We start from the raw sequence: 13685 nt of genomic DNA on the forward strand, positions 1-13685 counted from the left end.
ATGCTGCGCGTACTGGCCGTCGACGACGAAGAGCCGGCCCTCGGGGAACTGCTCTACCTCCTCCGTGCCGATCCGCGGATCCGCAGCGCCGAGGGCGCGACAGATGCCACCGGGGCCCTGCGCAGGATCGGGCGGGCGCTGGAGGCCGGGCCCGACGGGGACGAGGCCATCGACGTCGTCTTCCTCGACATCCACATGGCGGGGCTCACCGGCCTCGACCTCGCCCGGCTGCTCGCCGGCTTCGCCCGGCCGCCGCTGATCGTCTTCGTCACGGCGCACGAGGGGTTCGCGGTGCAGGCCTTCGACCTCAAGGCCGTGGACTACGTCCTCAAGCCGGTGCGGCGCGAACGGCTCGCCGAGGCGGTCCGCCGCGTCCGCGAGCTGGTGCACGCCCCTGCGGCCCCCGCCGCCGTCGCGGCCTCCGAGCAGATACCCGTCGAACTCGGCGGGGTCACCCGGTTCGTGGCCGTCGACGACATCGCCTACGCCGAGGCCCAGGGCGACTACGCGCGCCTGCACACCGACGAGGGCAGCCACCTCGTCCGCATCCCGCTCTCCACCCTGGAGGAGCGCTGGGCCGCCCGCGGCTTCGTCCGGATCCACCGCAGCCACCTCGTCGCACTCGCCCGCATCGAGGAACTCCGGCTCGACAGCGGTGCCACCTCCGTCCGGCTCGGCGGCACCGAACTCGCGGTGAGCCGCCGCCACGCCCGCCAGCTGCGCGACCTCCTGATGCGCCGAGCCGACGGCTGACCTGCGGACCGTCATGGAGGTGGGCGCCCGGCCTCCGCCGCCGGCCTCTACCGTGCGTGAACACCGCTGCGTAGACTCCGTGCACTCCACAGCCCCTGCGAGGTCGAACGATGCCGGAGCGGACACCGACGTCCGAGGAACCACCGCTGCGCCGGCCCCGGCGCGAGACGGTCACGCGCGCGTCCGCGCTCCGTGACAGCGGACCGCCCCGGCAGCGCTTCCCCGGCCATCCGCCCTCCCCCAGCCTCCGGCCGGGGGGACCCCCACCTCGCTCTTCCCCCAGCCTCCGGCCGGGGGGACCCCCACCTCGCTCTTCCCCCAGCCTCCGGCCGGGGGGACCCCCACCTCGCTCTGCTCGCTCGGAGATCAGCGAGCAGACCACCCTCGGCCACACCTACGTCCGCTCCCTCATGCGGAGCCAGCTGCGGGCCGCCCTCACCGCGCTCGGCGCGCTGGCCCTCTGCGTCGGACCGCTGCCCCTGCTGCTCGCCCTCCCCGCGCCCGAAGCGTTCGTCTGGATCGCCCTCGGCGTCGGCGTCTACCCCGTCATCTGGGCCGTCGCCCACTGGTACGTCCGCCGGGCCGAGCGCAACGAACGCGACTTCACCGGCCTCGTCGAGGGCCGCTGAGCGCGAGGACCGGACATGAACCACACCTACGCGGTGGCCGCCGTCACCGCCGTCGTCCTTGCGACCGTGCTCATCGGCGCCCTCGGCCTGCGGATATCCCGTACGACCTCCGACTTCTACGTCGCCTCCCGCACCGTACGGCCCGGTCTCAACGCCGCCGCCATCAGCGGCGAGTACCTGTCCGCCGCCTCCTTCCTCGGCATCGCGGGCCTCGTCCTGGTCCAGGGCCCGGACATGCTCTGGTACCCGGTCGGCTACACCGCCGGCTATCTGGTCCTGCTCGTCCTCGTCGCCGCCCCGCTGCGCCGCTCGGGGGCGTACACGCTCTCCGACTTCGCCGAGGCCCGGCTCGAGTCCCCGCCCGCACGCCGGCTCGCCAGCCTGCTCGTCGTCGGTATCGGCTGGCTCTATCTGCTCCCGCAACTCCAGGGCGCGGGCCTCACCCTGGAGATCCTCACCGGGGCCCCCGACTGGGTCGGCGGCCTCCTCGTCGCCCTCGTCGTCACCGGCATCGTCGCCGCGGGCGGCATGCGCAGCATCACGTTCGTCCAGGCCTTCCAGTACTGGCTGAAGCTCACTGCCCTGCTCGTGCCCGCCCTCTTCCTGACCGCTGCCTGGTTCGGCGACGACGCGCCGCGCGTCCGCTTCGACGCGCCGGCCGTCTTCCGCGAGCACACCACCGTGAAGGTCGCCGACACCGTACGGATCGAACTCGACACCCCGCTCACCCTCACCGTCACCGGCCGCGTCGACGATCTCCCGTACGAAGCACGGTCCGTCACCCTGGACGAGGGTGCCCACCGCGTGGACGGCGGCACCGAACTCACCTTCCCCCAAGGCGCGTCCGTCCCCTCCCGGGCCTCGGCCGGAGCCGATCCCCTCGGGTGGTCCCACCCGCTGGCCGGCGGGGGCGACGGCCACCGGCTCTACGCCACGTACGGGCTGATCCTCGCCACCTTCCTGGGCACCATGGGGCTGCCGCACGTCGCGGTCCGCTTCTACACCAGCCCCCACGGCCGGGCCGCGCGCCGCACGACGCTCGTCGTCCTCGGACTCGTCGGCGCCTTCTACCTGCTGCCACCGATCTACGGGGCGCTCGGACGGATCTACGCCCCCGAACTGGCGCTCACCGGAGCCGCCGACGCCGCCGTGCTCGTCCTGCCCGAGCGGATGCTCGGCGGAGTGCTCGGCGACCTCCTCGGCGCGCTGCTCGCGGGCGGGGCCTTCGCCGCCTTCCTCTCCACGGCCTCCGGGCTGACGATGGCGGTCGCCGGAGTCCTCACCCAGGACGTGCTCCCCTCGCGGGGGGTACGGCACTTCCGGCTCGCCAGCCTGCTCGCCACCGCCGTACCGCTGGCCGCCGGGGTCTTCGCCTCGAAGGTGCCGGTCGCGGACGCGGTCGGTCTCGCGTTCGCGGTCTCCGCCTCCTCCTTCTGCCCCCTCCTCGTCCTCGGCATCTGGTGGCGCGGGCTCACCCCGCCGGGAGCCATGGCCGGGCTCGTGCTCGGCGGTGGTTCCGCGCTCACGGCGGTGATGGCGACCCGCGCCGGCCTGCCGGACGAGGGCTGGCCGCACACCCTGATGGCCTGGCCGGCGGTCTGGTCGGTGCCGCTGGGGTTCGTCACGATGATCCTGGTGTCGCTCGCCACCGCCCGGCACATCCCGGCGGGCACCCCGGTGCTCCTGGCCCGGCTGCACCTGCCGGAGGAGCTGACGGCCCGCCCGGAGCCGGTGCGTCACGAGCTGCGCCCGGAGCCCGGGGCGAAGGAGGCCGAGCGGTGAGCGGGATCGTACCGTTCGCCTCCGCCGCCGTCGGAGCCGTGCTCCTCGCCGTCGGCTTCGTCCTCGGGCGGCTCGCCGCCCGCCGCGGAGACCGGGCGGCCGACCTCGACCTCGGCACCCCCGTCGAGCGGGCCACGTTCACCACCCTGCACACCGCGTCGCTCGCCGCCCCGCCGCTGCGCGCCGGCCTCACCGAGGACACCGCGCGCAAGGCGGCCAGGCACCTGCGCTCGCTCCTCGGCACGGAGGCGCTCTGCCTGACCGACCGGTCCGCCGTCCTCGCCTGGGACGGGCCGGGCGAGAGCCACCATCGCGAGCACGTCATGGAGCAGGTCGCCGGGATCCTGGGCTACGGGCGCAGCCTCTCCGCGCACACCGGCTGTGCCGAGGTCGACTGCCCGCTGCGCTGGGCGGTGATCGCCCCGCTCACCGGGGAGGACGGCGTCCTCGGCGCGCTCGTCGCCTACGGCTCGCGGGAGTCCGCGGTGCTGGTACGGGCCGCCACGGAGGTCGCCCGCTGGGTCTCCGTCCAGCTCGAACTGGCCGAGCTCGACCGGTCGCGTACCAGGATCGTGGAGGCCGAGATCCGGGCACTGCGCGCCCAGATCTCCCCGCACTTCATCTTCAACTCCCTTGCCGCCATCGCCTCGTTCGTCCGTACCGACCCCGAACGGGCCCGGGAGCTGCTCCTGGAGTTCGCCGACTTCACCCGGTACTCCTTCCGCAGGCACGGGGAGTTCGCCCAGCTCGCCGACGAACTGCGCGCGATCGAACAGTACTTGGCGCTCGCCGGGGCCCGTTTCGGCGACCGCCTCAAGGTCACCCTGCAGATCGCGCCCGAGGTGCTTCCGGTGGCGCTGCCGTTCCTCTGTCTCCAGCCGCTCGTGGAGAACGCCGTGAAGCACGGCCTGGAGGACAGCGTGAACGTCTGCCGGGTCACGATCGCGGCCCGTGACGCGGGTGCGGAGGCGGTGGTGGTGATCGAGGACGACGGTGTGGGCATGGACCCGGACGTGCTGCGCGCGATCCTGCTGGAGGAGCGGCCCACCGGTTCGGGCATCGGCCTGTCCAACGTCGACGAGCGGCTGCGCCAGGTGTACGGGGCGGAGCACGGACTCGTCATCGAGACCGGGATCGGCGCGGGGATGAAGGTGACGGTACGGATTCCCAAGTACCGCCCCGGGGTGCATCCGACGGCCTCCTACCCCTGCGATCAGTAGAGGTGCAGGGCCAGATGGCCGAGCGGGAGCCCCAACTGCCATGCGGGCACCCACACATGCGCCGACTCGTCGACGTGGAGCCGGCCGAGCCCGGCCGGCGGCAGACCGCCGAGGTCGGCCGCTCGCACCGTCGTCGTCTCCAGGAGGCGCCAGGTCCCGCGGGCCATGGCGAGGTCCGGGCCGTCGTCGCCGGCGTGCTTCCGCTCGGCGAGCCGGGCGCGGACCCACTGCGGCCAGGGGTGGTCGTAGGCGGTCCTGGACAGCCACTCGTCGAGCCGGCCCGCGGACCGGGCTCCGCCCAAGGCCCCGCCCCCCTCGCAGAGATGGATGGTGAGCGCGAGCGTCTGGCGCCCGGCCCGGTACTCCAGCGTGCCGGGCGCGACCAGACAGCCGGCGCGCAGCAGATCGTCGGCTATGAACTCGGCACACAGCCACGCCATCGGGACGGCGAGCCCGCCCCCGCTGGTGCCGTTCGTACTCTCGGGCAGCAACGCTCCCACCTTCTCCCGGACATGTCGGTCGGCGATCCCGAACACGAGCCTCCACCGAGGAAGACGCGTGCGGGTCGCTCTTTACTCAACTCGCCGGTGTGGTTTCGGATACGTTTCTTCGCCGGATCGGTGCCGGTGTGGCACCAGGAAGGCGGGGAGACGCCCGGGGCGGTCGGGGCGGTGGGCCGGGCGGCGCCTCAGCCGAGGAGCGCGTACACCGCCGTCGCGTGCGCGGCCGTCTCCTCAGTGCCGTCGGCGGTCATCGTGATGTCCGCGAACGCCATCCGGCGGCCGGCCTTGGTGAGCCGGGCCCGTACCAGCACGTCCGTACCGAGCACCGCCCGCTGGAAGCTGATGGACTGCTGCACCGTCGTCATCGGGACGAAGCCGCCGCGGGCCGCCGCGACCGCGATCACCGTCGCCGTGTCGGCGGCGGCCATCAGCGCCTGACCGGACAGGCCCCCGCCCTCCCGGGCGAGCCGGTCGGACCAGGGGAGGCGCAACACCGCCTCCTGGCTGTCGACCGAGACCACGGAGAGCCCCAGATCGAGCACCCAGGGGGCGAAGTTGTCGGCGAGTACCATTTCGGCGGCGGCAGGAGTCAGCGTCGGCGTCACGGGGTCATTGTGCGGCCGCGGTCCGCCGGCGGGCAACGGCACGTCGCGGCGGCCGGTAGTCGGGCAGCCGGTGGCCGAGTTGCCGCAGCGCGTAGTGCGAACGGGACTTGACGGTCCCGGCGGGGATGCCGAGGTCGGCCGCCGCCTCGTTGACGGTCAGGCCCCTGAAATAGAGGCTGACCAGGACCGCGCGGTGCTCCGGGCTGAGGCCCCGGACCGCCTCGCGCACGTCGAGCGCGGCCACCGCGGACTCCGTGGCGTCCGCCGGGTCGGGCGTGGCGGCGAGCATTCCGTCGCCGATCTCGGCGGGCCTGGCGAGCCGGGAGCGCCGGGCGTCGATGGCGAGGCGCCGGGCCACGGTGAAGAGCCAGGGACGCATCGACTCGTAGGGGCCGTCGAAGGCCTCCGGGTGGAGCCACGCCCGTACCAGCGTCTCCTGCACCAGGTCCTCCGCGCGCTGCTGGTCGCCGTAGGTCAGCCCCAGCAGGAAGTCGAGGAGGGCCTGGCCGTGGTCACGCTGCAGCTCCGCGAGTGCCCGCTCGTCCGTCGTCGCCTTCCCCGTCGTCACGGTCGCCGTTGTCATGCTCCACACCTCTTCTGCCGGCTCGTCGTCCCGGGGCGTATACGAACGCATGGGGGCGGCAGGGGACAGAGAACGGACAGGCGTCTGCGACGAGCGGTCGCACCGAGCGGCGAATGGTGCGATGAGCGGTCGGGCGGAGGCGCTTCATCCGATCAAGCAGGGTTTACGCCATATGCGGCTTTGCCCCTTGACTGGGCCGGTGATCCCCTGTCAATTCATCAGGAAAGCGTTTTATCCTATGAATCAGGCGGAGTCGGCAGATGACCCAGCGTACGAAACAGCAGGCGGTGGCCTTCGTGGCGGTCATGCTCGCGGCGGTGACCGGCTGCGCGGGCGGCACCGGCGCTCCCGCCGCGCCGCCCGGCTCCGGGAGCCCCGCAGTCCCCTCGCCGGTCGGCGGCGGGGCCTCCGCCCGGACCGGCTTCACCCTCGTCGCCTCGGGCGACGTCCTGCCGCACGACTCGATCATCAGGCGGGCCGCCGCCGACGCGAACGGCCGGGGACACGACTTCCGGCCGATGTTCTCCGGCGTCAGGAGCGTCGTCTCGGGGGCCGATCTGGCGATCTGCCACATGGAGACCGTGTACGGACCGGAGGGCGGGCCCTACACCGGCTACCCGGCCTTCACCTCCCCGCCCGAGATCGCCCCCGCCCTCAAGGCGACCGGATACGACTCCTGCTCCACCGCGTCCAACCACACCCTCGACGACGGTGCCGCCGGTCTCGCCCGCACCCTCGACGCCCTCGACAAGGCGGGCGTACGGCACGCCGGTTCGGCCCGCAGCGCCGAGGAGGCGGCACGCCCCACGCTGCTCGAGGCGGGCGACGCGACGGTCGCCCAGCTCGCGTACACCTACGACACCAACGGCTACCCCTTGCCGGCGGGGCAGCCGTGGGCGGTCAACCTGATCGACGAGGCGAAGATCGTCGCCGACGCCAGGGCCGCGCGGAAGGCCGGCGCCGACGTCGTCGTGGTCAGCATCCACTGGGGAACGGAGTGGCAGACCGCCCCGGATCGGCGACAGCTCACGCTCGGTCGGTCCCTCACGTCGTCGAAGAGCGGCGGCAGGCCGGACATCGACCTCATCCTCGGCACACACGCCCACGTCCCGCAGGCGTACGAGAAGGTCAACGGCACCTGGATCGTCTACGGGATGGGGGACCAGATCGCCGGCGACATGGTCAACCACCAGGGCGCCTTCGATCCCCGCGGCAACCAGGGCACCCTCGCGCGCTTCACCTTCACCCCGCCGACCGCCAACGGGGCGCGGTGGGAGGTCGCCAAGGCGGAGTTCCTCCCTCAGTGGTTCGACACCGGCCGTGGCCGGGTGGTCGACCTCAACGCCGCGATCAGGAAGGGGGAGCCCCTGACCGACGTGCGTGATTCCATCCGTGAGGTCGTCCTCGGCCGCGGAGCCGCGAAGGACGGCCTGGTGATGGGGGAGTAGGCCACCCGCGGGCCCGTTCCCCGATGTGGGCCCACCCCCCTCGTGCGGTCGCGTTCTCACGAGGGCGCGCATCGCCCGGGGTGTGCGCCCAACGGGTGCTTTCGGGCGGTCCGTCGGTGTGGATGAGCCACACCGGTGTTCGACCGTGCGAGCTATAAGTCATGAAAAAGGATGAGAAGCCCAGCGGGCGGCGGACGATCCTGCGCATCGCCGCCGCCCTCGGTGCCACGGCGACGGTCGGAGTCCTCTCGGCAGACCGTCTCACGGCGCCCCCCGGCACCGCGCCGGAGGCTTCCGGCCCGGAGGGACGGCCGGCCCCCGGCGGCGGTCCGGTGGCGGGGCCGCAGGCGGGAGCGCGGCTGAGGCCGTCCTCGTACCGGCTCCAGCCGATGACGGCGTACGCGCCCCCGGCCTTCCGGCGGGCCCTCCCACCCGTCCGGCAGCGGCCGTTCCTGAGGATGTCCGGCGTCGGCCGCTCGATGGTGCTCACCTTCGACGACGGCCCCGACCCCCGCTACACGCCGGAGATCCTCGCGACCCTGCGCCGCCACGGCTGCCGGGCGATGTTCTTCGTCTGCGGCGAGATGGCGGTCGAGAACCGGGACCTGGTGCGGGAGATGGCCGCCGACGGGCACGTGGTCGGCAACCACTCGTGGTCCCATCCCCTGATGCCCAGGCTGCGCCCCTCCCGCATCCGGGACGAACTGGGCTCCACCAGCGATCTGGTCGAGAAGCTCGTCGGTTCGGCTCCGCTCTGGTACCGCGCCCCGTTCGGGGCGTGGAACCGGCACTCCTTCGAGATCGGCGCCGAGCTGGGCATGGAGCCGCTCGCCTGGACCGTCGACACCCTCGACTGGAAGGAGCCGGGCACCGGCAGCATCGTGCGCGCGGTCCTGGACGGGGCGGCGCCCGGCGTCGTCGTCCTCTCGCACGACGCGGGAGGCGACCGCTCCCAGAGCGTCGCCGCGCTGAAGCGGTACCTGCCCGAACTCCTCGCCGCCGGCTACAGCATCACCGTGCCGCGGCGCTGAGTCGGTACGGCGCGGCCCCCGGCGCCTGGAGCGCCGGGGGCCTTCGCGCGGATGCGGCGACCGCTCAGTTGGAGCCGATCATGCGGGCGTAGACCACCACGTTGCCGTCGTAGCCGTGCGCCCGCGAGTATCCGCCGCCGCAGGTGATGACCCGGAGTTCGGGTGCCCCTGTGTCGCCGTAGACCGCGGCCCCGGGGAAGTCGTTCTTTGCGTACACCTCGATGCCGTAGATCTCGAAGACCGCCGCCCGGCCGTCGTACCGCTCCACCTCGATGTGCTGCCCCTTCTCCAGTGAGCCGAGGCCGTAGAAGACCGCGGGGCCCGCCTCGTTGTCGACGTGCCCGACGACGACGGCCGTGCCGCGCTGACCGGGCGCGATGCCGTTCTGGTACCAGCCCGCCATGTTGGGGTCCTGCGGGGGCGGGGCCTCGATCCACCCGGCGGCGTCCAGACCCACGTCCATGATCGGGGCGTTGACCGAGATCGAGGCGATCCTGATGCGCGAGGCGGGGGCGGGGGGAAGGGGCTCCACACCGGCGGCCTTGGGGGGCGCGGGGCCGGTCAGGCGGGTGTCGAGGGCCGCGGCGGCAGCGGGCTGCGGCGGGCCGTGCTCGACGTCGACTCCATTGCGCATCATCGCCAGACCGGACAGCATGACGAGAGTCAGGACGCCCCACGGCTGGCGCCTCCTTCTCGGCTCGAAGACGCTGAAATCCTTGGGGCGCATGGTTCTCCCTTCGTGGCGTCGTCGAAACGGTAAGGGCGGCGGGCCGGACCGGCGATCAGAGCGGGGCGAACGGGTGGCGGCCGGGCGGCGGAGGAGGGCCGGACGGGTGCCGGGACGGGGCCGGCGGGCCCCGAACCCTTCGCGCGCGGGGGCGGGCCGGGTGACACGGACGATGGCCCATCCGAGTATTCGTCGGACAATCGCCCTGGTGGGCTGTGACCTGCGACTCCGTCAGATCAAGGGTCGTTTCCCCGGCGTGTCGCCTCACCGGGGTGGACCAGTGCCGAAATGCGCGGTGCGCCACCGCTTGTGAGTGTTCGTCATGGAAGGCGTACTCGTCGAACTTCCCGGAGCACCGCTTTGGGGCGTCTTCCACTGGAGGTTCAACCATGCGTGCTGCACGCACTCTGGCGGTGACCGCCACCGCGTTCGCGGCGGTCGGGCTCGCCGCCCCACTCGCCGCCGCCACCCACGGGCCCCACCACGTGGCTGTCAGCGCCCACCAGGTCGACCGGGGTGGTGACGGCGCCAACAGCGTCACCGTCTCCCCGTTCGCCGTGCACCAGGGCGGTATCCTCACGATCTCCGTCCGGAACTGCCCCGGCGGCCGGGTCACGTCCAACGCCTTCCCGACGGTCACCCTCTCCGGCAACGTCAACGGGGTGTCCACCGCCACCGCCCGTATCCACGACCACGCCACGCCGGGTCAGTACAACCTGGCCGTCCAGTGCGGCGGCCGCACGCTCACCCAGACGTTCCGCGTGCTGGCCGGCCAGGGCGCGCAGGGCGGCCTCGGCGGCTCGCTCGCGCCCAGCTCCACGGAGATGGCCGTCGGCGGATCGCTCGTCGCCGCGGCAGCGCTCGGCGGTGGTCTCTTCATCGCCCGGCGCCGTATGAGCGGCGGAAGGGCCTGACCGCCGAACCTCCCGGTCGGCCGGATACGCCCGTCGCCCCCGAGTCCTGTCTCAGGGACTCGGGGGCGACGGGCTCGGCGGGTTCCGCGGGCCGTTGGTGAGCGGCGCGGGCGACCGCACCCCCGCCGTCAGTGCCGCCGGCCCCGGTCGAGCTGTGACCGGCGTCGTACGACGTACACGGTTCCGGTGGCTGCGGCGAGGACGAGACCCGCGCCGGCCGCCAGCATCACCGTGTCGACCTCGTCGACGGAACCGCCGAGACCGCCCTGGACACCACGCGGTGTGGTGAGGATGGTCGAACTCGTGGTCGGGGTCGCGGTGGTTCCGCTGATGGTCAGGTTGACGGTGTCCGTGATGCCGCCGGTGCAGTTGAACGCCACGGTGTAGACGGCACCGCGCCGGGCGTCGGCGTCCACCACGGCGGTGGCCGAGGATCCGGGGGCGATGGTGACCGTGTCGAAGATGCCCGCCGACGCCATCGCCGTACTGCGGCAACCGGGCGCGGTGAGCGTCACCCGGCCGCCCGGCGCCACCAACGAGGGGGTCACGACGAAATCGCCCGGTGCCTTCGCTCCGGCGGCCTGGGGGTTCGGTGCGGGTGCGCCGTCCGCCGCGGAGGCGACGGGAGCGGCCAGGGCGAGGGTGGCCGCCCCCAGCAGGGCTGTGGACACGGCACGTATCGCGCGCATGGGTTCCTCCGGGTCCCCGAGGAGCAGCCGCGGAAGCGGTTTCCGCACAAGGACAGGGCATACACCTCGATACCGGAGACGCTAGGAGCGCACTACCACAGCCGCGATCCCAGACGGGCGAATGGGGGACCGTTGTCCCCCGTACGGCCCTGCGGGCGTGTCGCGGGCCGCCGCTAACGCGTGAGGTGCGGGAACAGGTCGGTGAACGGTGTGGCCGTCGCCGAGATCCCGCGCCCGAACGGGGCGTCGAAGTCCCAGATCAGGAAGAGCAGGAAGGCGATGAGCGCGCTGAACAGACCCGCGAGCAGCAGTTCCCGGCCGGTGCGCCGGATCTGCAGGGTGAAGATCAGTCCGACCGTCACCAGCGCGCCGATGATCAGGCCGAACCACACCACTCCCGGCATGGTCGCCCCCGCGTTCTGCCCCCGGGAACCCCGCGCGTCGTCCACCACGGCCACCTGGTCCACGAGCGGTTGGTACGCCTGCCCCTCGTGGTCGTCGGCCGGCCGGTAGTCGGTCACGCTCCTGCGCACCTGTTCGAGCAGCCGGGTGCCCTGTTCGCTGAGTTCGCCGTGCTCGGACATGTGGGTCCACTCCTCGTCGACCACGTACGAGGCGTACGCGTCGACGTCGGCGCGGATCCGGTCCCGGACGTCGGCCGGGTACACCTCGACCCGGGCCGAGATCTCGTGCAGCGCCTGGGCCTCCTGGCGGACGGTCTCCTGGGCCGCGCCGCGCGCCTCCCAGACGCCGGCGATCGCGAGGCCGAGCACGATCGCGTAGATCACGCCGATCATCATGGTCATGTACTCCATGACGTCGGGGGTCTCGCTGGGGTCGTCGTCGTCGGGGACCCTGCGGTTGTTGATGACGACGATGGTGAGGACGACCGCGCAGGCGGCGGCCATGGCGATGGTCAGGACAAGCCATTCGGACATGGTGTTCCCTTCGGCGGGGCTCAGCGGGAGCGCGGGCGCAGGATCGCTGTCGCGAGCACCGCGGGGGCGGTGACCAGCAGCATCAGGGAGACGAGCGAGGGCCCGCCCGTGGGTTGGGGCCGAGCGGTCCGGCGGTACTCGGGCAGGGCGACGGGCGCGGGTGCCGGTGCCGGCGGTCGCGCACGCGCCGTCGGCGTCGGCGACGGCGGCGGCGTCGGCGACGGCGGCGGGGGAGCGGGCGCCGGTGGCGGCGGGGCCGGAGCCCGGCTCGGCGGGTCGGGCCGTGGCGGAGGCGGAGGATCCGCACGCGCGGGAGGGGGCGGTGGCGCGGGTTTCGGCGGCGTCGGCTCCTTCGTCGGTTCCGGTGTCGGTTCCGGTGTGGGTTCCGGTGTGGGCGAGGGAGTCGGTTGCGGGGTGGGCTCCGGGGTGGGTTCCGGCGTGGGCTCGGGACACGGGGGCGGGGGAGTGGGCGTGGGCGAACACGCGTCCGGCCCGGCGCCCGCGACCGAGGTGTTCGAGCCCCCCGGCCCCGTCACGGCGTAGGCGCAGGCATCGGCGGCCGCGGGCGCCGGGGCCGCGAGCAGCCACAGCAGCGCGGCGGCCGCCAGTGACCGCGCGAGGAGAGATCCGTACAGAGACACAGACACGCCGAAGAGCATGATCACAGCCCAGGCCCAGCACGCGGGGAATCGGGCCGGATTCCCCGGATGGAGGGGATCTCGGCGGTCGGTGGTTTGACGATCTCCGAAAGTTTTCTGCGCCGACGTTGAGTGCGGCGCCTCCGAGCCCCGTATCCAATGCCGTGAAGCGGCCGCGGAGGCTGCGCCGACAAGCAATGAAGCAACGGGAGTTGAGATGAAGACCTGGGGGAACGCGGCGCTCGCACTGACGGCGGCGGCGATGCTCGCACTGACGACGGCGTGCGGTCAGGAGCAGGGCGACCAGACACTGGGCGGTCAGCCCGCGGGAGCCGCCAACCCGGCCGGAGCCCCCGCCGACAGCGGCTACAGCTCCGGCGGATACGCCTCAGGGGGTTACGGCGACAGCGGCGGCGGCGAGGCGGAGCCCGCCGGGCAGATGGCGGTGGCGTCCACCAAACAGCTCGGCAAGGTGGTCACCGACAGCGAGGGCTTCACGCTCTACCGCTTCGACAAGGACTCCGCCTCCCCGCCGAAGGCCACCTGCGAGGGCGACTGCGCCAAGGCGTGGCCCGTGGTCAGCGCGGAGGGTGCCAAGGCCCCGGCCGGAGTGGACGCTTCGCTGCTGGGCGAGGTGACCCGCGCCGACGGCAGCAAGCAACTGACGCTCGGCGGCTGGCCGATGTACCGATACGCCAAGGACACCAAGCCCGGAGACGTCAACGGCCAGGGTGTCGGCGGCACCTGGTTCGCCTCCGCCCCCGACGGCAAGAAGGCCTCGGCGGCGGCCGACGGCGGAGCCGCGGAGGAGGGTGCCGAGGAGGAGCCGGTGACGGACGCGGCCGGACTCTCGGTGCACAAGGACCCCAAGCTCGGTGACATCGTGGTCGATTCGCGGGGAATGACGGTCTACCGCTTCAAGAAGGATTCCGCCTGGCCCATGAAGACGGCCTGCACCGGCGCCTGCCTGGAGAAGTGGCCGGTTGTCGCCCCCGTCGACAAGAACGACATCGAGGGCATCACGAAGAAGGGCTTCGTCACCTTCTCCCGGCCCGACGGCATCAAGCAGCAGACCATCGACTGCTGGCCCCTCTACACCTTCGCCGGCGACGAGGAGCCCGGAGACACCAACGGCCAGGGTGTGGGCGGCACCTGGTACGCCGTGTCCCCCGAGGGAAAGCTGGTCGGAGCGCCCAAGTAGGTCCCCCGCGCCGCGCTTCCGGCC

The 13685-nt window shown here is 72.9% G+C and carries 14 protein-coding genes; 8 read left to right on the top strand and 6 right to left on the bottom strand.

Translation table 11 applies throughout. From position 1 onward, the window contains the following. The 4 genes from ACFUJR_RS08215 (at nt 1) to ACFUJR_RS08230 (ending at nt 4384) form a co-directional block, all read left to right on the top strand. A complete protein-coding gene (locus tag ACFUJR_RS08215; RefSeq protein ID WP_383165001.1) occupies nt 1-753 on the top strand; it encodes a LytR/AlgR family response regulator transcription factor in 753 nt (250 codons plus the stop codon). 365 nt (nt 754-1118) lie between these two features. Next, a complete protein-coding gene (locus tag ACFUJR_RS08220) occupies nt 1119-1382 on the top strand; it encodes a hypothetical protein (protein WP_383165153.1) in 264 nt (87 codons plus the stop codon). 15 nt (nt 1383-1397) lie between these two features. After that, complete coding sequence (locus tag ACFUJR_RS08225) at nt 1398-3164, top strand: cation acetate symporter (RefSeq protein ID WP_383164998.1); 1767 nt, start codon at nt 1398-1400, stop codon at nt 3162-3164. Further along, nucleotides 3161-4384, top strand: a complete 1224-nt coding sequence (locus tag ACFUJR_RS08230; protein WP_383164995.1) for a sensor histidine kinase — start codon at nt 3161-3163, stop codon at nt 4382-4384. Before ACFUJR_RS08225 ends, ACFUJR_RS08230 begins: the two co-directional genes overlap by 4 nt. Here the strand turns inward: ACFUJR_RS08230 and ACFUJR_RS08235 are convergent. The 3 genes from ACFUJR_RS08235 to ACFUJR_RS08245 form a co-directional block, all read right to left on the bottom strand. Continuing rightward, entirely contained in the window at nt 4378-4875 is a 498-nt protein-coding gene (locus tag ACFUJR_RS08235; protein ID WP_383164993.1) for a hypothetical protein, read from the bottom strand. The genes ACFUJR_RS08230 and ACFUJR_RS08235 overlap by 7 nt on opposite strands. Before the next feature lie 197 nt (nt 4876-5072). Next, nucleotides 5073-5459, bottom strand: a complete 387-nt coding sequence (locus ACFUJR_RS08240) for a PaaI family thioesterase (RefSeq protein ID WP_383165150.1) — start codon at nt 5457-5459, stop codon at nt 5073-5075. Nucleotides 5460-5496: 37 nt separating this feature from the next. Then, nucleotides 5497-6060, bottom strand: a complete 564-nt coding sequence (locus tag ACFUJR_RS08245; protein ID WP_383165148.1) for a sigma-70 family RNA polymerase sigma factor — start codon at nt 6058-6060, stop codon at nt 5497-5499. Between the two features lie 275 nt (nt 6061-6335). Here ACFUJR_RS08245 and ACFUJR_RS08250 point away from each other — a divergent pair, with 275 nt between their 5' ends. Beyond that, nucleotides 6336-7523 carry a CapA family protein gene (locus tag ACFUJR_RS08250; RefSeq protein ID WP_383164990.1) on the top strand — a complete coding sequence of 396 codons (1188 nt, stop codon included), beginning with the start codon at nt 6336-6338 and terminating at the stop codon, nt 7521-7523. A 161-nt stretch (nt 7524-7684) separates the two neighbouring features. Further along, nucleotides 7685-8554 carry a polysaccharide deacetylase family protein gene (locus ACFUJR_RS08255; protein ID WP_383164987.1) on the top strand — a complete coding sequence of 290 codons (870 nt, stop codon included), beginning with the start codon at nt 7685-7687 and terminating at the stop codon, nt 8552-8554. A gap of 64 nt (nt 8555-8618) precedes the next feature. Here the strand turns inward: ACFUJR_RS08255 and ACFUJR_RS08260 are convergent, their stop codons facing one another. Further along, complete coding sequence (locus tag ACFUJR_RS08260; protein ID WP_383164984.1) at nt 8619-9281, bottom strand: class F sortase; 663 nt, start codon at nt 9279-9281, stop codon at nt 8619-8621. A 389-nt stretch (nt 9282-9670) separates the two neighbouring features. Here ACFUJR_RS08260 and ACFUJR_RS08265 point away from each other — a divergent pair, with 389 nt between their 5' ends. Then, complete coding sequence (locus ACFUJR_RS08265; protein WP_383164982.1) at nt 9671-10195, top strand: hypothetical protein; 525 nt, start codon at nt 9671-9673, stop codon at nt 10193-10195. Nucleotides 10196-10323: 128 nt separating this feature from the next. Here the strand turns inward: ACFUJR_RS08265 and ACFUJR_RS08270 are convergent, their stop codons facing one another. Both ACFUJR_RS08270 and ACFUJR_RS08275 read right to left on the bottom strand, forming a co-directional pair. Continuing rightward, nucleotides 10324-10884: a hypothetical protein gene (locus tag ACFUJR_RS08270; protein ID WP_383164979.1), complete on the bottom strand. Its 561-nt coding sequence runs from the start codon at nt 10882-10884 to the stop codon at nt 10324-10326. Between the two features lie 173 nt (nt 10885-11057). Then, nucleotides 11058-11822 (bottom strand): DUF4239 domain-containing protein, encoded by a 765-nt coding sequence (locus tag ACFUJR_RS08275; RefSeq protein WP_383165145.1) that lies wholly within the window; start codon nt 11820-11822, stop codon nt 11058-11060. A gap of 855 nt (nt 11823-12677) precedes the next feature. Here ACFUJR_RS08275 and ACFUJR_RS08280 point away from each other — a divergent pair. Further along, nucleotides 12678-13661, top strand: coding sequence for an SCO0930 family lipoprotein (locus tag ACFUJR_RS08280; protein WP_383164976.1), 984 nt, complete (start codon nt 12678-12680; stop codon nt 13659-13661). The last annotated feature ends 24 nt before the right edge of the window (nt 13662-13685 follow it).

This window comes from Streptomyces sp. NPDC057271 (assembly GCF_042668715.1).
Lineage (GTDB): Bacteria > Actinomycetota > Actinomycetes > Streptomycetales > Streptomycetaceae > Streptomyces.